This is a genomic window from Mesorhizobium sp. WSM4840 (assembly GCF_055811755.1).
This window is the reverse complement of sequence record NZ_JBVVQD010000001.1, coordinates 570,263-589,501: the sequence shown is the minus strand read 5'-3', so window position 1 is coordinate 589,501 and position 19,239 is coordinate 570,263. Positions and strand designations below refer to the sequence as shown.

Here is a 19,239-nt window from a genome sequence, read left to right as displayed (position 1 = left end):
GTAAGCGCAACTGCGAAAGCTCGGAGGACACTAATGGCTAACGTCGGCCCAATGCCCGAAACGGCTGCCGCCACCGATTTCCTCGCGAGCCTCTTACCCGACCAACGATGGGACCTCGCAGCTATACCACCTGACGGGGGTTCGCCAACTTTTCGAACATTCCAGCTACATGAGCATGATCTTGCCGCGCCTTGGATAGAGGCGCGGCAAGGAAAGGAAGGCCTTTACTATCACGTGAATGAAATCGCGGGTGGTGTACTCAACCTCAAGGCGAAGAAGGCCGACATTGTCGCGGTTCGAAGCCTCCATGTTGACGTGGACATAAACGATGAGGCGACGCTGCAAGCGCTGAAATCGTTCAATCCAGCGCCGAGTGTCATCGTCTTTTCCGGCGGTGGCTACCAGGCATTGTGGCGGCTGTCGAATGCCTCGACCGATTTTGACCGCGTCGAGCGCATAAACATATGGCTCGCTCGTCAGCTTGGCGGCGACAATTGTCACAACATCGACCGTCTGCTCCGGCTCCCCGGGACGATCAATCTACCGACCGCAAAAAAGCGAGCTGCTGGCCGCGTTCCTGTCCTTGCGAGGGTCGTAGGATGAACTGGTCATTATCCTATAGTCTCGATAACTTTCCGGTGGGTGGTTCGGCTTTGGTTGCCACCGAAAAGGGCCCATCCTCTTTACCGAGCAACATCATACCCAGGTCAATAGATGATCTGCCGACAGCCGTTACCGAAGCCGTTAGACAGTTGATTAGCGTTGGCGATGATGCCGAACGCCCCCGGGGAGAACATAATCCCCGCCATCCAAGCCGAAGCCATTCGGTTTTTGCGTGCGTACACGGCCTGGCTCGTGCCGGGTGTGATGAGGCCGAAATTGCGGGAATTCTAATAAACCCCAGGAACGGAATCTCCGCCTCGGTCCTGGAAAAGAGAAATCCGAAAACTTACGCCATTCGACAAGCTCGTCGGGCAATAGAGGCACTTTCAACCGCCTGGGTCGAAGTTGAGCGGAGTGGCAAACCCAAAGCCACTATGCGCAACACGTTGTTGGCGCTTGAACGACTCGAACTTACCTTCGGTTACGACCGGTTCCGCCATCGCAAGATGCTAAACGGCGCCGCGCTGCAGGAATTCCAGGGAGAGCTGAGCGATGACGCTGTTGCTATGGTCCGCGCCCTCATCATTGGTGCGTTTGGTTTCGACCCCAGAGCCGAAAACGTTCGTGATGCTGTCAACCAACACTGCTTGGAGAATTCATTCCACCCTGTTTGCGACATGCTCGACTCACTGGAATGGAACGGAACGTCGCGCATCGACACTTGGTTAGTCGACTATCTTGGCGCAGAAGACACAGATCTGAATCGGGCCATCGGCCCAATCATCCTCATCGCTGCTGCCCGGCGAGTTCGGATGCCTGGTATAAAATTCGACCAGATACCCATTCTGGAAGGCCCTCAAGGCTCAGGTAAGTCAACTGCCCTTCGGATTTTAGCGGGCGAGGGTTTCCACTCTGACCAGGAGATACTCACTCAGGATTCGCGTAGCCAGATGGAACTGTTGGAAGGGATTTGGATCTACGAGTTGGGTGAGGTCGAGGGGTTTAACCGCGCCGAAGTTAACAAGATCAAGGCGTTTGCCTCTCGCCAGGAGGACCGATCCCGAATGGCTTACGGGCGTTTTGTCGAATCCAGGCCGCGACAGGCGATATTCATTGGTACCACCAATGAAACTACTTACCTCCGTGACCAGACAGGCAATCGCCGGTTCTGGCCGATAAAGACTACTGTCATCGACCTTGAGGGACTGAGGCGTGACCGGGCTCAGTTGTGGGCGGAAGCGGCTCATCGCGAACTACAAGGCGAGAGCATCAGCCTTTCGCCGCACCTTTGGGAGACTGCCGCGGTTGAGCAGGCGGCGCGGCTGGAAGAGGACCCTTGGCTCGAACTCCTTGCCACTGTAAGGGGTCACTCGAGCGGACACCTAGTGAGGGTCGGGACCCACGAACTCCTAAGTAAGCTCAAAATCGACCCAGAACGCCAAAATCAATCCCACACGAAGCGACTAGCCATCGTCATGCGAAAGCTCGGTTGGGAGCCGACCAAATTTAGAGTCGGCGACAACACCATCCGCGGGTACGAGCGCCCAAAACCCGAAGGCCACGTTGATCTCCAGGAATTCTAGGCCGTGGCACCGTGGCATGTGTGGCACGTCCTGGGGACGGCGACAGCGGTGTGGGAACATGTGCCAGGTGCGGTGTGGGCGGCGGCCAGCCGGCGGCTGTGGCATGCCACACGCGCCACGGCGTGGTGGAACAGCACTTCCGAGGTGCTGCGGGCAGCCGGCAGCGCGATCGCGTCCGGCGTGCCGGCAGGAATGCCACGCTCCGCTTGCCCGAAAGGTCGTCCGCTGCGATTTCAACCTCGATGGGGGCCGAATCCGAAATTTCACAAGCCGCGTCGTCGCGCGGCTTGGGCATCCAACACCATACCGAGGTTACACGTCAGGTTACAATTCGGACCCGTTTCGGGGCCGTGGAGCACAATTCGCGATTAATTGTGCGGGTTACCGGCGCCGTGTTTTCCTCGTGTTTTTGACTCCAGCGAGCAAACGAGATGAATAACAAAATCAAAAACGTCAGCATCACCAAGGCCACGCGTCGTCGCAAACTGAAGAGCGGTGCGATTGCCGCTTATCCGCAGTGGTACGCGGAGTACAAGGACCCGAAGCTCAAGAAGCGCCGCCGCCGCGCTTTCAACTCCAAGAGAGATGCGGAGGCGTTTCGTGCCGGGCTTCTCGTCAAGTTCGCTGAGGGTAGCTACGTCGACGAGCGCACTGCGCCAACAGTCGGGCAGGTCATCAACCACTGGCTGGCCGACAAGGAGGGTAAGGTCAAACCCTCGACGCTGAAAGGCTACAAGGTGGTCGTGAACGGAGCCATCCGTGGGCCGCTTCTGGTTGGAACTCGGCAAGAGCGCGCCGACTATACCGAGACCGGTGAAAAGTCGAAGGATGCGCGGTTCATCAAGCTGCTGGGCGACATCAAGCTAACCGACGTTACGACGGCGTCACTCCGCCTTTGGCACCGGACTGTCGCGGACCAATGCGGCACCTACACCGCCAACCGAGCAAAGTCGCACCTGAAGTCGATCTTCGCACTAGCTGAAGAGGACTACGGTGTTCGCGCCCCGTCAATGCCGACGGGCCTCGCTAAGGTGCGGCACAAGCCCAAGAAGACGATTCTGGCATCGGACGACATTCGCGTTCTGATCGCCGCGGCCAGGGAAGACCTCGAACAGGGGGCATATTATGCCTTCCCATTTCTAGCGGGCACCCGGCCGTCCGAACAGCTCGGCCTGCTGTGGAGCGAGGTCGATTTCGAGCGCAACACAATCCACATTCGCCGCATCCAGGAGCGGACCGGTGCGCTAACGGAAATGACCAAGACAGAAGCCGGCACCCGCGAAGTCCCGATGAGTGCGGTGCTGCGGGAGATCCTGCTGGCGTGGCGGGTCCGGTGCCCGCGCAAGGACAAGGAGCTGCATCGGGTCTTCCCCGGTCCCGGCCGCTTGCAGGAATGGCCCAGACCGCGCATTGGTGGCGGTGGCCCGCTTCTCTATCAGAACTTCCGCAAGCGCTACTGGGAGCCAGCCTTCAAGGCGCTGGGCTTGCCGTATGTTACGCCGCATTCAGCCCGGCATTCATTCATTTCGACGCTACAGGCCCAGGGCATCGAGATTGGCTTGGTGGCGCAGATCGCCGGCCATGCCAATCCGACTGTGACGCTCGGCCACTACACTCAGGCCGTGCGAGACGGCAGCGCCGCCATAGCCGCGCTGGACCGGGCCTACAGCGGCTAGGCCGGCGCGGGCTACGCCTAGCCACCCGGACCATACGCACAGCGCTGTGGGTACGGCCGCCTGCCAGCTGGCCCGCCAGGCCCCGCTAGCCGCGCCGTACGGTGCAGCCGCGCACCAGCCCGCACGTCCCTAATGCATTGATATCACTCGGATAATTGTGCCGGAGTTCTCGCCGTGTTTTACTGTCCTGTTGGACAGTAGGAGGCGACCGATGCACATCTTGGTCAGGGATAAGCGAACCGGCAATGAAGAATGGATGCCGCTCGAAGTCGCCGCGAAAGTCATGGAACTCGATCCAGCCGAGATCGAATGGGCGCTGGAAGAGTTCGGCGAGTGCGAGTCCGTCGGCTACATCGCCATCGAGCCGGAATAAACCGCCACCATCGCACAGCTGCGCTCCCAGATGTGGCGGTCGTCTCTCGATCGCCGCATTTTCGCATTTGCGGCTCTCTCCGGGGCGGTTGTCTCGACCCTCCCCCCTTTGCAAGGCAGTATTGGACGGGTCGATGGGACCCGTCGGCCCTCGAAAGGATCTGGAGCTAATACGCGCTACCCCGCTACGCCGCCCCTCACTCGATCTGATAGTCAACCGAGGTCGGCGAGACGCGGATGATGGCCCACGATGAAGCCATCGTCCCAGCGTCCACAGGCCTCTGTCGCGGCAACGGCCAGTCGCGCGGGACTCTCATGATGGACCACAAGAAAGAAGACCACATGGGCGGCGGTGAAGGTCCAGACCAAGGAGTTCGAAGCGACACTTCGCAACCGCTCGATGGATGAAGTTATAAAGGCCCGGCGCTCGACTCTGGGAAAGTGCTGGTAGATCAGCAAGGACTTTCCCGATGCGTAGAACGCACGTACCTCGTCCAGGTAGAGGTATTTGCACGAATTCCTGCGTCCCTTCAGTAGCGATGTCTCCAGACCGTTGTCGGGATCAAAGAAGACGAGATCTGCGTCCTGGAGCGCGGCTAGGCAACGTTCCATGAAGGCAGCGCGGCCCGCCAACACATCGGGCAACAGCTCGTTGAAGTAAGTTGCGCCGGGGATGGCGCCGCTGTCCTCGATGGTTTGGAGCCGGCGGCGATCAGGCTCGTCTGCGGCATGTGCGAGGATGTCGAACAGTTGCGGGTCGAAGTGCCGATACCGATCAGGCTGCTTAAGATACGCCAGCTTGCCGCCGTCGGAGCTTCCGTCTGAGGGCGTCAGCATCCAGCACACGCCGATTCGATTCGCGCCGCTCCGCGATAAGGCCTTCAGCAGTCCATACTTCCGATAGTCGCTGACGTCACCGACGTACTGATGCTTCACGCACGCCCCCCGAATCCCACTCAGGCGAGCATGTCACAATACCCCAATTTGGGGTACTCCAAATTAGGGTTCTATTGAAGCGCTGGTCTATGCACTGGCGCTACAATTGTCCTCACTTCGTTCAGATCTCTATCAGCGAATGATCGAGCTGCTCGTGCAAGCTCGTAAGGACGCGGGCATCACCCAAGCCGAGCTAGGAAAGCGCATTGGGCAGCGTCAAACATTCGTGTCGAAGTTTGAACTCGGTGAACGGCGGCTGGACGCAGCGGAATTTATAGTTGTCAGCAGAGCGGTAGGCGCTGATCCGTATCGTATCATTCGAGCTGCAGAAACCGGCATACGTTGAGCGCCAGAAGCAGATCCCGGCCCCGCGTTTAATTCGAACAGCGAGGCGCGAAAACTAGATGGGCTCTCGCTTCCTGAGTTCGGCCCCCAGTGTAGCATCAACGACTCCCTGAGCCTCAAAAGCTGTCATCCCGGACGCTATTAGCATGTGGAACTCATTCCTCATCCGAACATGATGCTCGGGATATTTCCGAAGGGCATTAGGCAGCTTTACCCCACCCCGAAACGCGACCATCTGTCTTCCGTCATCTGTTTCCAACCATTCGATCAACGGGTCAGGGATGAACGTAAACCTTTGAGGCGACCGAACTTCCTGCGGCGTTACGCAACACAATTGCCCGCGTACTTCGACTACCGAATGCAAAACAATAATATGGCTGCTGATCAACCACCCCGAAACATGACTGATGAGATTGGGGTAGGCTACCGCCTGTGACGAACAATTCACGTGGCAGTGGTTGCGGACCATTCCTGCCGCCAACAGTTGCTTTTCAGGCGGCCGCGTCACAGTGACTTGCGGCAGCGCAAGAATTTTAGCAAGGGTGTTCGCCTCCCATTCTGTTGGCGGAAAGGCTAATTCCTCTGCCTGCCACAAGGCGATCTCGCCCAGCTCACTTTTTCGGAGCGCGCTCCGATCCGTTCTCTCCTCGCTCATGGTTCTGCCAATCTGCTGCTTAAGGCCGGACGAGTTCGCACATGCGCTTAATTGACTCCGCCAGCTCCGCCTCTGAGTGCTCTGGTCGGTGCAGATTTTCCGGGTGATGGATGCGGTTTCGTATGTACGTCATCAATGTCTCCTCTCTCTGCGCGCCATTGGTATCCACCCAACGGACTTCTTTCGGGTGTCCCTGATCCACCAGCCATTGGTCGAAATCGGCTTGCGACGTTCTCTTGACCGGGCTGGACCTGAACCTGTCTTCTAGCGAGCAGTAGAGGTCGTCATGGAACTCAACAGTAGGCAAGTCGTAGGCAAGGTAGCAAATCTCTCCCCAAGATGGGCTCCATCCGAGGTGACCAAAGCCGAGACGATGGGCATCCTCCACCGCGATCGCACCTTGCTTCCGTTTGGTGACCTGAAGCTTCGCGGCCGGATTTTTGAACGCATTCTTGAAAAGCAGTGGCGAGTGCGTCGAAGCGACTATTTGGACGTCGCCGCTAAGTTCAGTTAGGTGTGCTACCAGCTTCGCCTGCAACTTCGGATGAAGATGGAGCTCGGGCTCATCGATAAGGATCACCAGCTTTTCCTTTGAGAGCGTCGCCATTGCCTCGAGCAAAGCAAGGGACACAAGCATCTCAATGCCGGACCCGCCGTGCTCAACTGGAAGCTCAAAGCCGTCGTATGGGAAAACGACCTCGGCATTATCATATGGATTAAGGGTCTTGAGGAGGCTAACCTCAACTAAGGGAATTCCGAGCTTAGCTAGGATCGCGTTTGCGGCCTCGACTGTCTTCTTGAGCGTGTCGCCATCGGTCTCGGCAAGAACCTTATCGTGAAGGGCCTTGCGGTGGTGCTTAAAGTGTTCAGTATCTTCCCGCTTCCTCTGCGCTCTGTCAAAGCGCCAGTTTAGGTCGTCAATGATGCTCGACAGCGAGGAATTGAACCCCTTCGAGAGTTGGCGGATTCGGGTCCTTGAAAAGTAGAATACCCGCGGAAGATCAACTTCGACATTGCCTGGTGACAACTGGCGTTCGTCGAAATTGAAAGGAGTTCCGTTCTTGCGAGCCTTTGACCAGCCTTTTTCGCCTCGCGGTTCAACGGGCACGAGGTGATGAGAGGTGGTAACCAAGTCCGAGAATGCTTTGCCAGGAGCAGCCCTGTCTCGCTTCTTGGCCTTCAAGGCCAACTGGTCGCACGCGATATCTTGTGACGTGAAGCCGTCAGGAACTTTCGCCGTGAGCGGGCTTTGAAACTCGATGAGAATCTCGATTGGCTCATCCCCACCCTCATAGAAGTCGTTAACGTCTAGACGAGACGCCACGTAACCGGACGACAGACAGAAGTTCACCGCCTCCAGAAGCGAAGTTTTGCCAGTTCCGTTATCCCCGATGAGAAAATTTAGGTCGCCTAACTCGACGGCCGCTTCGAGCTTCTTGATGCCGCGGAAATTCGCGACACTAACGCTTTTGATCTTCACTGCCCCCTCCATCAACCCACGTTTCATAGTTGGCAGCGGGAAGCTAAGGGGTCAATGAGCTGCAGCGACGGCGTTTACCGACATTAGGCAGCGAGTTGAGAGAGTCCGTCTTGAGTCTACTCCACCCCTTGCGGACTCCGCTACCCTGCCGAGCACTTCAGCGACACCACGACTTCACGCTGCGTCGAGTTCGGGAACTGGTAACCGCGCGGTGACCACGGCCTTTTCGGAGACTTGGAGTAGCCGCGATTTCAACCGCCCAAAAACGAAAAAGCCGCGGCGAACCGCGGCGTTTCGATGCTTGTTTCCCCCTTGGGAAACTGGAGCGGGTGAAGCGATTCGAACGCTCGACCCCAACCTTGGCAAGGTTGTGCTCTACCCCTGAGCTACACCCGCTCGCGCGGCTTTGGGCCGCAAGCCGCGCCTATATGGCTGAAGGGCGCGGCGATTGCAACAGGGAAATCGCAGGTTTTTTGGCCGCACCGGCGACGTAAACGAGCCTTCCCTAGCGCGGATAGGAACGCAATCGGCAGCCTTGCTGCGCAACGGCCTTGTCTCGGCCGCGTCATTGGCCGTAAACGGCATGATCCAAACCGCGACAACAAGAAGTCCCACAAGAAACAATATGCCGAAAACCGAAGCCGAGCTTTTCGCCTTTCTCGCCGATCTCGGGATCGAGGTCTCGACCTTGCGTCATCCGCCGCTGTTCACGGTCGCCGATTCGCAGGCGCTGCGTGGAGAAATTGCCGGCGGGCACACCAAGAATCTTTTCCTCAAGGACAAGAAAGACAATTTCTTCCTGGTCAGCGTCGGCGAGGAGGCGGTGGTCGATCTCAAGCAGATCCACAATGTCATCGGCGCCGCCGGGCGCGTGTCCTTCGGCAAGCCGGAGATGCTGATGGAGCTTCTCGGCGTCGTTCCGGGGGCGGTCACGGTGTTCGGCTTGATCAACGATACGGAGTTGCGGGTCAAGGTCGTTCTCGACCAGGAGTTGATGAGCCATTCGGTCATCAATGCCCATCCGCTGACCAATGAGGCAACGACATCGATCGCCGCCGCCGACCTCGTCAAATTCGTCGAGGCAACCGGGCATGATGCTGTTACCTTGAAAGTCACAGCATGATCGCCACATGGATGACGATAAACCGACTTCCGACTGGGGATAAGGACGTTGCGCCGGGTCGGTGGCCGGCGGCGCGACCGAAAGGATGACGAGATGAGCGACAACAATCCATTTGGTAGCAGTGGCGGACAGTATGCCACGTCGGTGCAGTATGGCGGCACTGACGCCACCCCCGCGAAAGTCGCGCTTGGCGAGCCGCCTGTCGCCGTCGACGTCATCAAGGATACAACGACCGCCACATTTGCCGCCGACGTCATCCAGGAATCGCGCCGTCAGCCGGTGCTGGTCGATTTCTGGGCGCCATGGTGCGGACCCTGCAAGCAACTGACGCCGCTGCTGGAAAAGGCGGTCACGGCCGCCGGCGGCAAGGTCAAGCTGGTCAAGATGAACATCGACGACCATCCTTCGATCGCCGGACAGCTCGGCATCCAGTCGATACCGGCAGTCATCGCCTTCAAGGACGGCCAGCCGGTCGACGGCTTCATGGGCGCCATTCCCGAGAGCCAGATCGCCGCGTTCATCCAGAAGGTCGGCGGCAAGAACAACGGTGCGCCGCAGGTGGCCGAGGCACTTGCCGCGGCCGCAGAGGCGCGCGCCGCCGGCGATGTGCAGACCGCGGCGGACATCTACGACGCGATCCTGGAACAGGCGCCGGAGACAATCGAGGCCATTGCCGGGCTGGGCGATCTGCTGTTCGAGGCCGGCGATGCCGAGGGCGCCGAAGCCGTGCTGGCGCGGGCGCCGGAAGCAAAAAAGGATGCGCCGCCGCTCGCCGCGCTGCGCGCCAAGATGGCGCTTGCCGCGCAGGCACAAGCACTTGGCAATCCGGCCGAGCTCGAGCGGCGCCTGGCTGAGAACCCCGGGGACCACCAAGCACGGTTCGATCTTGCCATGATCCAGAACGCCAACGGCGAGCGCATGGCCGCTGCCGACAATTTGCTGGCGATCGTCAAAGCCGATCGCTCGTGGAACGACGACGGCGCCAAGACGCAATTGCTGCAGTTCTTCGAGGCATGGGGCATGACCGACGAAGCAACGTTGGCGGCGCGGCGCAAATTGTCGTCGCTGCTGTTTTCCTGAGCGCGCATCAAGCTGTTTTTGCTTGATGGCCTTGCGGTCGGCGGCGGCTGCGCCAGATTAGGGCGAGAGATCAGGCCGTCGGTTCTCTCGCTTGTGCCGATCGGGGAGGATCGGGATTTGATGCGCTTCTTGAGGAAGCGAGCGGAGGTTCGAAGTGCAGGCGGGAAACGCGCATTACCGGCTCGATACGGATTTGCCGTCGACGGTGCCGATCTTCCCGCTTGAAGGCGCATTGCTGCTGCCGGGTGGCCGCATGCCGCTCAACATTTTTGAGCCGCGCTATCTTGAGATGGTGGATGAGGCGATCGCCGGATCGCGGCTGATCGGCGTCATACAGCCCAGCCTCGACGGCGCGCGGCGTGCCGACGGCGAGCCGGAGCTTTGCAATGTCGGCTGCGCCGGACGCATTATCGCCCTTTCCGAGAGCGGCGACGGCCGTTACCTGATTTCGCTGCAAGGTGTGTGCCGGTTCCGCATCGTGCAGGAACTGGCGGTCAAGACGCCCTTCCGCCAGTGCCGGTTTGCGCCCTTTCTCACCGATCTCGACGAAGATCAGGCAGAGGCCGGGATCGACCGGCCGGCGCTGCTCAAGGCATTTCGCGCCTATTTGCAGGCCAACGACCTTGAAGCCGACTGGGAAAGCGTCAGCCGCGCCGAAAATGCCATGCTGGTCAATGCGCTATCGATGATGGCTCCCTACGGGCCGGCCGAGAAACAGGCGCTGCTCGAAGCGGCGGATTTGAAGACGCGCGCCGAAACGCTGATCGCCATCACCGAAATGGCGCTGGCACGCGAAAACGAGGATTTCGGGTCGAGTCTGCAATAGGCAAGGTAGAAGGACGCAGGGATTAGCCCAATTGCGGAAGTCGGCGCCGCACCTCATCCCCCTGCCGGGACCTTCTCCCCGTATAGTGACGGGGAGAAGGATGGCGGGGCTCGGCACCCGTCCTGCAACGCTGGTGATTGGCGAAACCGCTGATGGCAGCGTCAACGCCCGAAGACTGAGGGCGAACGCGAAAGCTGAAGTGATTGCCCCAAAGAAGGACAGACCAAAATGGTGGATGGTCGTGACGGAACGAAGGCCAATGTCGACCCGAAACTGCTGGAATTGCTGGCCTGCCCGCTGACCAAGGGCCCGCTTACCTGGGATCCGGAGCGCAACGAGCTCATCTCGAGGGTCGCACGGCTTGCCTATCCGGTGCGTGACGGCATCCCGATCATGCTGCCTTCGGAGGCGCGCGCGATCCCCTTCGAGGAAGGATTGCCCCCGCCGCGCCTGGGCGGACCGTCCTGAACGGTGTAAGGCCTATTGAAAATTGCGCCCCTTGGGCAGCACCTTCTCCGCCTTTCCCGACAGCGCCGCGAGATCCCGCTGGACCGGCGCGGCTTGTGGAGAACGTGCGTCTGCAGCGCCCTCTTCGCGGTTGTCATTCTCCATGCGCCCACTGGCCGGACGCTCATTGACAGGCTGGCCGGTACCGGCCTCCTCCAAAAGCACGGACAGCCAGGGCGTCAGATCCTCGACCTTCTCGGCAACGATATGGATGACGTCCGATTCCGACTGCAGTTTGCCGGTGACACGGACCAGCCGCGCGCCCATGACAATGGGCCGGTAGCGGTTGAAGGTTCTTTCCCAGAAAATGACGTTGGCGACGGCCTGCTCGTCTTCCAGCGTCAGGAAAATCGCTTTGGCGTTACCCGGTCGCTGCCGCACCAAAACAAGGCCGGCGACCGAAACGCGCTTGCCGTCCCGAACCTGGCCGAGGCGCGCATTGGGCGTGACGCCGGAACGGTCCAGCCGCTGGCGCAGAAAGGCCAACGGATGCGCCTTCAGCGACAGGCCGAGCGAACGGTAGTCGTGGATGACATGCTCGCCGAGCGGCATTGTCGGCAGCCTGGTCTCGGGCTCGAGATCGCGCAAGCGGATCCCCGGCTGGTCGAACAGCGGCAGGGTCTCGGCGGCACTCCTGCCGTCGAGCGCGCGGACCGCCCATAGGGCGTCGCGGCGGTCGAGGCCGAGCGAACGGAAAGCGTCGGCTTGCGCCAGCTTCTCGATCTCGTCGACATAGAGGCCTGAGCGAAACCAGACATCGCGAACGGTTGCGTAGCCGTCGCCGCGTCTGGCGACAAACACCTCCATGCGCTCCTTCGACAGGCCCTTGACCTGGCGGAAACCCAGCCGGACGGCATGATTGGTCCGGATGACGCCGCGCATCTGGGCATGGCGGTCGAGGACGCGGGCCGGGTCGAAAGGCGCTTCCTCCAATGCGCAGTCCCAACCGGAAAAATTGACGTCAACCTCGCGGATTTCGACGCCGTGGTCGCGCGCGTCGCGGACAAGCTGAGCCGGCTGATAGAATCCCATCGGCTGGGAATTCAGGATCGCGGCGCAGAACACGTCGGGATAGAAGGTCTTGAACCAGCAGGAGGCATAGACCAGCAGGGCGAAGGAGGCGGCATGGCTTTCGGGAAAGCCGTATTCGCCGAACCCCTCGATCTGCTTGAAGCAGCGCTCGGCGAAGTCCTTTTCGTAACCCCGCAAAACCATGCCGTCGACCATCCGCTTGTGATAATTGCCGATCGTGCCGGTGCGCTTGAAAGTGGCCATGGCGCGGCGCAGTTCATCGGCCTCGCCCGGCCTGAAGCCGCCGGCGACGATGGCGATCTTCATCGCCTGTTCCTGGAACAGCGGCACGCCCAGCGTCCTGCCGAGTATCTCTTCCAGCTCCGGCTTGGGATATTCGGGCTTTTCCTTGCCTTGCCGGCGGCGCAGATAGGGGTGGACCATGTCGCCCTGGATTGGGCCCGGCCGCACGATCGCCACCTCGATGACGAGGTCATAAAAGGTGCGTGGCCTGAGGCGCGGCAGCATCGACATCTGGGCGCGGGATTCGATCTGGAAGACGCCGATCGTGTCGGCGCGGCAGATCATGTCGTAGACATGTTTGTCCTCGGCTGGGAGGGTGGCCAGCACATAGGGCTGGCCATAGTCATCCCGCGCATCGGGATAATGATCCTGGAGCAGGGTGAAGGCGCGCTGCAGGCAGGTCAGCATGCCGAGGGCCAACACGTCGACCTTGAGGATTTTCACCGCGTCGAGATCGTCCTTGTCCCACTCGACCATCTTGCGCTCGTCCATCGCCGTCTTGATGATGGGCACGATCTCGTCGAGCCGATCCCTGGTGATGACGAAGCCGCCGACATGCTGCGACAGATGACGGGGAAAGCCCATGATCTCGTTGGCGCATTCGATAACCTGCCTTGTCACTGGATCGGTCTGATCGAGGCCGCCGGCCCTGGTTTCCTTTTCGCCGAGCTCCGAGGTCGACCAACCCCAGATCGAGCTGGACAGCGCACTCCTGACATCGTCCGACAGGCCCATCGCCTTGGCCACTTCGCGCATCGCCGACCGGCCCCGGTAGCTGACGACGGCCGCGGCAAGCGCGGTACGCTTGGCGCTGTATTTCGAGTAGATGTACTGGATGACCTCTTCGCGCTTTTCATGCTCGAAATCGACATCGATGTCGGGTGGCTCGTTTCTTTCCTCGGAAATGAAGCGCTCGAAAAGCGAATCGATCCGCTCAGGCCCCACTTCGGTGATGCCGATGCAATAGCAGACCACCGAGTTGGCCGCGGAGCCGCGTCCCTGGCAAAGTATGCCCTGGCTGCGGGCAAATTTGACGATGTCGTAGACAGTCAGGAAATAGCGCGCGTAGTTCAGGCGCTCGATCAAAGCGAGCTCCTCTCGGATGCGCTTCGTCACATCGGCGGGAACGCCTGAGGGATATCGTATCGCCGCTCCCTCTCGAGCCAGCCGTTCCAGTTCGGCCTGTGGCCCGAGGCCGGATTCCGTCGGTTCGTCGGGATAGTTGTATTGGAGGTCACTGAGAGAGAAGCTCAATTCTCCGGCAAAGCGCAGCGTTTCCGCCAGTGCCTGCGGATGCCTGCGGAAAAGCCGTGCCATCTCCATTGGCGGCTTCAAATGGCGCTCGGCATTGGCCGCCAGTTCCAGACCCGCTTCGGCAACAGGTACGTTGAGGCGGATCGCCGTCAGCACGTCCTGCAACCGGCGCCGTTCGGACGTATGGTAGAGAACGTCATTGGTCGCCATCAGCGGAATACCAGATAGCTCAGCCATGGCAGCCGCCTGCTCGATCCGGAAGCGGTCGTGGCCATGATAATCCGGCGAAACGGCAAGCCGCAAAGCCTTGCCGAAGCGATCTTTAAGCCGGCTAAGCAAAGTGAGGTCATTATTGGCGCCCGCCGACAGATCCGGCAGGACTGCCAGGGACATGAGATCGCCCCATTCGAAAAGGTCGTTGCGATAGAGAAGCGGTGCGCCCTTTTCGCTTTCGTCGCGCATATTGGCTTGCGTCAGCATGCGGCACAGATGGCCCCAGCCCTTGCGGTCCTGCGGATAGGCGAGAACGTCGGGCGTGCCGTCGCAAAAAACCAGGCGGCAGCCGGGATGATAGGAAAGACCTTCCACCTTGGCCTGCTGCCAGGCGCGCACGACGCCGGCCACCGTATTGCGGTCGGCAAGCCCGATCGACGAAAAGCCCAGAAACTTTGCCGCGACCACCAGTTCCTCCGGCTTCGAGGCGCCGCGCAGGAACGAGAAATTCGACTGGATGCCGAATTCGGCATAGGGAATGACCGTCAGCGCGTTCATGCGAAGACCCCATGCATGAACCAGCGCGGCGTGGCGTGCGAGGCGCCGTAGAGACCCTGGCGGTAGAGCCAGTAACGGCGGCCGTCGCTATCCTCGATGCGGAAATAATCCCGGATCGCTTCCTGCCCCGCTGCCTCCCGCCACCATTCCGGGGCGATGCGTTCCGGCCCTTCGGCGCGCGCGACCCGGTACAGCGCGCGCCGCCAGCGGAAATTCATCGGCGGTCCCTCAGGCATTTCGGTGGCCGGCACCTCGATCGGTTCGGGCGAACGGAACAGCCGGATCGGCCGTTCCGGCCGAAAGACAGGCTTGGAGGAAGTGTCTTGTATCTTGCCCGGCTTCTTCGGCGGAGAGACCCTTTGCGGCGCCTCCGCATAGGGAAGCATGGCGACGGCGCGCTCCGGCAGATGACTCTCGACGGCGACCGGTTTCAAAACCGCGCTGTCGCCGAGCCGGGCGCGGATGCGGTCGGCGAAAAGGGCGATGTCGGCGCCGTCATCGCTCGTCTCTCCGGTCAAGTCGGCCTGCTGCATGTCGAAGGCCGCGGCCGACAGGACCGAGAGGCGCACGAGATCGAAGCCATAGCCGGCATCGATGTCCTGTTCGAGCGCGGCAAGCCTTTCGTGAAACAATTTCTGGATCAGCAGCGGCTCGCGCAACGGCCGCGAGGTGCCGACGGCGATGCGGCTGACGGCGCCGTCGACGCGGAAGAGCAGCAGCGCCAGCCTTCTTGCGCCCTCGCCGCGGCGCTCGAGGTCCGCCTTCAATGTCGTCGCCAGCATTTTCACCAGCCGCTCTATTTCGTCGGTCAGCATGATGGGTTCTGCGAGATGGCGTTCGACCGAAAGCGGCGCCACCGGCAGGCGCGGCGACACCGCCTCGTCGAGGCGGCCGAGCGCCTGGTCGAGGCGCAAAAGCAGCGAGACACCGAAGCGGCGGGCGAGCGGCGCGCGCGGTGCTGCCATGACGGCGCCCGCCGTGCGCAGGCCGACGCTTTCCAGGCTGGCGCGGATATCAGGCTCGATGCGCAGCGCCGCCAGCGGCAAGGGTGCGAGGAGCGCTTCCTCCTCGCCACCGGGGACGATGCGGTCACTGGCAAACCGCGCCGCCGCCCAGGCTGCACCAGGTGTGGCGGCAAGGCCGGCGCGGACATCGAAACCCTGATGGAAAAAGCGCGACAGGATGTCGTCCAGCATCGACCGTTCGCCGCCGAAAAGATGGGTGCAGCCGGTGACGTCGAGGAACAGGCCGTCGGCTGCGTCGAGCGCCACCAGCGGGGTGTAGCGGTCGCACCAGTCGGCAAGGCTTTCGAGCAGGCGGCGGTCGGCCTCGGGATCGGCTTCCACCACGTCGATCGAGGGATGCATGGCGCGCGCGTCGGCTATGCCCATGCCGCGCTTCAGGTGAAGCGCCTCAGCCCGCTCGTCGAGGGCGGCGATGCGCTGCGCGTTCCCCTGGCGATGGCTGATCACCAGGGGCAGGTGATCCGACGGCCGGGAACGCCAGGACCGCCCCAGACGCTGGCGCAGGATCCTTTCCGCGGCGAGATGCGGAAACCACAGGGACAGGATTCGCTGACCGTTCTTCCCCGGTCCTTCTTTCCTCGAAACTGCGTTCATCGGGGTTCCACTCCAGTGTGAATTGTCCTGGCAAGGCCGTGCGGCTCTTGCCGATGCTGACGGTGAAGGCGGGGCGGCCGATCGAGCCGGCGAGCGGCCCGGCGATCGTCTCGCGGGGTGCCGACGGCGCCGCCGACAGGACGAGGCGGACGGGTGCCGCCGTCGGCTCGGATTCGCCGGCCTGGCGCAGCAGGAACACCGGCCGGCCGGCATTCTGTGCCCGGGCGTGCAGCCGCCGCGTCGCGGTGAGGTCCAGCCGCTGCGGACTGCCGCGGATTTCGAGGATGACGGCGGCGAGCGCTGTCATCCGGGCGGCCTCCTCGGCGGTCCACAGCGCATCGAGGAGCCTTGGCGCCTCGGAAAACAGCAATTGCTCCGGCTCGATGCCGAAAAGGGCGTGAAGCCCCCTGGCATAGGGAAAGCCGGCCTCCCGGAAGATTTCCGCGGTGCCGATCCACAGGACCGGCAGTCGCGGCTCCTGTTTGAGGATCAGGCTGACGAGCGACAGGGCGAAGCCGGCGACGGCCCCGGCATCGCGGGTCGCGGCGCCATGGATCTCGCTCAGCGCCGCCTTCGGCAGGCCGCCGCCGAGCGCAGTATCGAGAGCTTCGGCGCCGGTGCGCAGAAACGCATCGGGCGGCGCCACGGCGAGGCCGCGGCGGACGATTGTCAGATCGTGGGGCGTGACATCAGCTGTTGGATTCCGGGGCGCATCAACGGGAGCGCCGGCCGGCGCCTCCAGGCGCTCGGGCAGCGTTCCCTCGATCTTCGCGATCTGGCGGCGCAGGGCAAAAACAGTCTCCCGCGCCACGGCGCTTGTCGCCATGACGGTCAGCTTCCACTCACAATTGTTCCTGTTATGTTCTCTAGGATTCCAGAGGGCGGCCGAAGAGTCAAGCGGAGTCATGGGCGGAGTCATGGGGAATTTATTCCTGTCCTCGCGTAGGCGGCAACCCGCCCATTTGCCGAGCCCGGCTCGAAAGCCTATATGCCGGGATCAGAAGGACAAAGCATGGCCCGCATCTACAAGACCCGCACCTGGCACGACCAGCTTTCGCCGTCGATGGAGGAAATGGAGTTCCTGGCGCTGGAGGCTTACGCCCATCTGCCGGAGGAGTTTCGCAAGCTGACCGGCGAGATCGTCATCCAGATCGCCGAATTTCCGACCGACGAGATCATGGACGATCTGTCGCTGGAAACGCCTTTCGACCTGCTCGGCCTATTCGAGGGGCGCGGCATTGCCGAGCGCTGGAATCCGCAGACCGGCGAGGGGCCGAACCGCGTCACGCTCTACCGCCGCGCCATCCTCGATTACTGGGCCGAGAACGAAGAGACGCTGGGCGACATCGTCACCCATGTGCTGATCCACGAGATCGGCCATCATTTCGGCCTGTCGGACGACGATATGGAGCGGATCGAAGAGGCGGCGGAGTAGGCTGTGTTGATATTCAGGTGATGCCGGCCTGCGAACGGCAGTTCCCTGCGCTTCCGGTGCTCACGTACCCAAAAGTACGCTCCGCTCCGGTTCTCGGGAAACCACCCAGTCTGGTCGCTTCGCGCCCGTCTTCGACTCCGGCGCGGCCTGACCTGAATCTCAACACACCCTGCGTCGGAGCTTTGCAAAATCTACCAGTCGCTGAGCTTGGTGTTGGCCCCGTATTCCTGACCCTCGATATCCTTTACCACGGCCTGGCCGCAGCGCATGGCCTTGGCCTCCATGTCGTAGGAATAGGTCGGCGAGCCGAACAGGTGCCAGCCCTTGTTGAGCGCTGCCGTCACCTTGTGGCAGAAGCTGGAATCGTCCGGACCGGACAGAAAGCGGTAGAGTTTCATTTTTCATTCCTGTCGTGAGTTGCCAATCATGCCCCGATGGCGGCCGCCTTCGCCAGCAGTTTTTCGGCCTGCGCCAGATGCAGCCGTTCGACCATTTTTCCATTCAGCGCAATGACTTGCCTGCCGGCATTTTCGGCAAGCGCGAAGGTATCCTTCACCGAGCGTGCCTCGGCCACCGCTTCGGCAGATGGCGCAAAGGCCCGGTTTGCGGCATCGATCTGGGCTGGGTGGATCAGCGACTTGCCGTCGAACCCCATGGCGGCCGCTTCCCCGCATTCGCGCGCAAAAGCGTCCAGATCGCGAAAATCGTTGAAGACACCATCGAGCAGGTCGAGGCCGCCGGCGCGCGCGGCGAGCACCATCTGCATCAGCCACGGTGTGAGGTAGCGCCGGTCGGGCGTGGCGAGAATGCCGGTCTCCTTGACCAGATCGTTCGTTCCGGCAACGAAACAAACCAGCCGCGAGGCCGAATCGCGGCCAAGCTCGGCGATCGGTCCGATGTTGAGCAGAGCCTTGGGCGTTTCGATCATCGCCCATAGTTTCACCTCGTCGGGTGAAAAATTGTCATCGAGCACGTCGCCGGCTTCCAAAACATCGCGCGGCGTGTCGACCTTGGGCAGCAGGATGGCGTCGGGCTCGCAGCGTGCCGCAGCCAGCAAATCGTCGGCGCCCCATTCGCTGGAGAGCGGGTTGATGCGCACGGCCATCTCGCAGCGCCGGCCGGGGCGACTGGCGAAGATGCCGGCCAGTTTTTCCCGCGCGGAGACCTTGTCGGCCGGGGCGACGGCATCTTCGAGATCGATGATGACGGCATCGCAGGCCAGCGACGAGATCTTGGCCAGAGCCTTGTCGTTCGAGGCCGGGACGTAAAGCACCGAGCGGCGCGGGCGATAGGTTTCAGTCATCTCAGATCTATGCCGCCTGCGGCCGGTCGAGGCAAGCACGCAGGGCAATCGCTTCGGACAGTCATAGCTTGTATTGGATATGAGCCAATCGTCGAAGTTGGCGCCGCCCCTCATCGCCCTGCCGGGCACTTCTCCCCGTATAGTGACGGGGAGAAGGGGCTGGCGCAGCCTCGGCGCCATTCTTGCAAAGCTGGTGATTGGCGAAACCGGCGATGAGAGCACCCCTCTCCCCGTCACTACACGGGGAGAGGGGTGCCGGCAGGCAGGTGAGGGGCAGCGCAAGCGCCCGGAAAGGGTGACGGGGCGGATTCAAACCTGAAGTGATTGCCTGACCCTGCACAAAAACTGCACGAGATT

Annotated in this window: 18 protein-coding genes and 1 tRNA gene; 10 read left to right on the top strand and 9 right to left on the bottom strand. The window is 61.4% G+C overall.

Annotated elements, in window-relative coordinates; translation table 11 throughout:
- The first annotated feature begins 51 nt into the window (after window positions 1-51).
- The 4 genes from AC0L3I_RS03035 (at window position 52) to AC0L3I_RS03020 (ending at window position 4,235) form a co-directional block, all read left to right on the top strand.
- A complete protein-coding gene (locus AC0L3I_RS03035) occupies window positions 52-603 on the top strand; it encodes a DNA-primase RepB domain-containing protein (protein WP_473525926.1) in 552 nt (183 codons plus the stop codon).
- On the top strand, window positions 600-2,186 hold the full coding sequence (locus AC0L3I_RS03030) for a virulence-associated E family protein (RefSeq protein WP_473525925.1): 1,587 nt from the start codon (window positions 600-602) through the stop codon (window positions 2,184-2,186). The genes AC0L3I_RS03035 and AC0L3I_RS03030 overlap by 4 nt, the downstream gene beginning before the upstream one ends.
- Before the next feature lie 431 nt (window positions 2,187-2,617).
- The gene (locus tag AC0L3I_RS03025; protein ID WP_473525924.1) at window positions 2,618-3,862 is read left to right on the top strand and encodes a tyrosine-type recombinase/integrase; all 1,245 of its coding nucleotides are present in this window, start codon (window positions 2,618-2,620) and stop codon (window positions 3,860-3,862) included.
- A 211-nt stretch (window positions 3,863-4,073) separates the two neighbouring features.
- Window positions 4,074-4,235, top strand: coding sequence for a hypothetical protein (locus tag AC0L3I_RS03020; protein ID WP_473525923.1), 162 nt, complete (start codon window positions 4,074-4,076; stop codon window positions 4,233-4,235).
- A 212-nt stretch (window positions 4,236-4,447) separates the two neighbouring features.
- Here the strand turns inward: AC0L3I_RS03020 and AC0L3I_RS03015 are convergent, their stop codons facing one another.
- Window positions 4,448-5,170, bottom strand: coding sequence for a hypothetical protein (locus tag AC0L3I_RS03015; protein WP_473525922.1), 723 nt, complete (start codon window positions 5,168-5,170; stop codon window positions 4,448-4,450).
- Window positions 5,171-5,309: 139 nt separating this feature from the next.
- Here AC0L3I_RS03015 and AC0L3I_RS03010 point away from each other — a divergent pair, with 139 nt between their 5' ends.
- Window positions 5,310-5,516 carry a helix-turn-helix domain-containing protein gene (locus tag AC0L3I_RS03010; RefSeq protein WP_473525921.1) on the top strand — a complete coding sequence of 69 codons (207 nt, stop codon included), beginning with the start codon at window positions 5,310-5,312 and terminating at the stop codon, window positions 5,514-5,516.
- 54 nt (window positions 5,517-5,570) lie between these two features.
- On the opposite strand, the gene AC0L3I_RS03005 is transcribed toward AC0L3I_RS03010, so the two are convergent.
- The 3 genes from AC0L3I_RS03005 to AC0L3I_RS02995 all read right to left on the bottom strand — a co-directional run bounded on the left by AC0L3I_RS03005 (window position 5,571) and on the right by AC0L3I_RS02995 (window position 8,046).
- Complete coding sequence (locus AC0L3I_RS03005; protein WP_473525920.1) at window positions 5,571-6,170, bottom strand: hypothetical protein; 600 nt, start codon at window positions 6,168-6,170, stop codon at window positions 5,571-5,573.
- Window positions 6,171-6,189: 19 nt separating this feature from the next.
- Window positions 6,190-7,650 carry an ATP-dependent nuclease gene (locus AC0L3I_RS03000; protein WP_473525919.1) on the bottom strand — a complete coding sequence of 487 codons (1,461 nt, stop codon included), beginning with the start codon at window positions 7,648-7,650 and terminating at the stop codon, window positions 6,190-6,192.
- Between the two features lie 321 nt (window positions 7,651-7,971).
- Window positions 7,972-8,046: transfer RNA gene (locus AC0L3I_RS02995), tRNA-Gly, on the bottom strand.
- A 229-nt stretch (window positions 8,047-8,275) separates the two neighbouring features.
- Between AC0L3I_RS02995 and AC0L3I_RS02990 the strand changes: the two genes are divergently transcribed.
- The 4 genes from AC0L3I_RS02990 (at window position 8,276) to AC0L3I_RS02975 (ending at window position 11,147) form a co-directional block, all read left to right on the top strand.
- Window positions 8,276-8,773 (top strand): prolyl-tRNA synthetase associated domain-containing protein, encoded by a 498-nt coding sequence (locus AC0L3I_RS02990; protein ID WP_473525918.1) that lies wholly within the window; start codon window positions 8,276-8,278, stop codon window positions 8,771-8,773.
- Between the two features lie 93 nt (window positions 8,774-8,866).
- Window positions 8,867-9,853, top strand: coding sequence for a thioredoxin (trxA, locus tag AC0L3I_RS02985; RefSeq protein WP_473525917.1), 987 nt, complete (start codon window positions 8,867-8,869; stop codon window positions 9,851-9,853).
- Between the two features lie 154 nt (window positions 9,854-10,007).
- The gene (locus AC0L3I_RS02980; protein ID WP_095495673.1) at window positions 10,008-10,679 is read left to right on the top strand and encodes an LON peptidase substrate-binding domain-containing protein; all 672 of its coding nucleotides are present in this window, start codon (window positions 10,008-10,010) and stop codon (window positions 10,677-10,679) included.
- A 228-nt stretch (window positions 10,680-10,907) separates the two neighbouring features.
- The gene (locus tag AC0L3I_RS02975) at window positions 10,908-11,147 is read left to right on the top strand and encodes a Trm112 family protein (protein ID WP_473485992.1); all 240 of its coding nucleotides are present in this window, start codon (window positions 10,908-10,910) and stop codon (window positions 11,145-11,147) included.
- Window positions 11,148-11,159: 12 nt separating this feature from the next.
- Here AC0L3I_RS02975 and AC0L3I_RS02970 read toward each other — a convergent pair whose 3' ends face one another.
- Genes AC0L3I_RS02970 through AC0L3I_RS02960 form a run of 3 tightly spaced genes read right to left on the bottom strand, consistent with a single transcriptional unit; the run spans window position 11,160 to window position 16,970 of the window.
- On the bottom strand, window positions 11,160-14,525 hold the full coding sequence (locus AC0L3I_RS02970; RefSeq protein ID WP_473525916.1) for an error-prone DNA polymerase: 3,366 nt from the start codon (window positions 14,523-14,525) through the stop codon (window positions 11,160-11,162).
- Window positions 14,522-15,997 carry a DUF6504 family protein gene (locus AC0L3I_RS02965; protein ID WP_473525915.1) on the bottom strand — a complete coding sequence of 492 codons (1,476 nt, stop codon included), beginning with the start codon at window positions 15,995-15,997 and terminating at the stop codon, window positions 14,522-14,524. The genes AC0L3I_RS02970 and AC0L3I_RS02965 overlap by 4 nt, the downstream gene beginning before the upstream one ends.
- Window positions 15,939-16,970, bottom strand: coding sequence for an ImuA family protein (locus AC0L3I_RS02960; protein WP_473525914.1), 1,032 nt, complete (start codon window positions 16,968-16,970; stop codon window positions 15,939-15,941). The genes AC0L3I_RS02965 and AC0L3I_RS02960 overlap by 59 nt, the downstream gene beginning before the upstream one ends.
- A gap of 186 nt (window positions 16,971-17,156) precedes the next feature.
- On the opposite strand from AC0L3I_RS02960, the gene AC0L3I_RS02955 reads away from it, so the two are divergent.
- Complete coding sequence (locus AC0L3I_RS02955; RefSeq protein WP_095495668.1) at window positions 17,157-17,579, top strand: metallopeptidase family protein; 423 nt, start codon at window positions 17,157-17,159, stop codon at window positions 17,577-17,579.
- A 191-nt stretch (window positions 17,580-17,770) separates the two neighbouring features.
- Here AC0L3I_RS02955 and AC0L3I_RS02950 read toward each other — a convergent pair whose 3' ends face one another.
- On the bottom strand, window positions 17,771-17,977 hold the full coding sequence (locus AC0L3I_RS02950; RefSeq protein WP_473525913.1) for a DUF1737 domain-containing protein: 207 nt from the start codon (window positions 17,975-17,977) through the stop codon (window positions 17,771-17,773).
- A 26-nt stretch (window positions 17,978-18,003) separates the two neighbouring features.
- On the bottom strand, window positions 18,004-18,882 hold the full coding sequence (locus AC0L3I_RS02945; protein ID WP_473525912.1) for an HpcH/HpaI aldolase/citrate lyase family protein: 879 nt from the start codon (window positions 18,880-18,882) through the stop codon (window positions 18,004-18,006).
- Window positions 18,883-19,239: the final 357 nt, after the last annotated feature.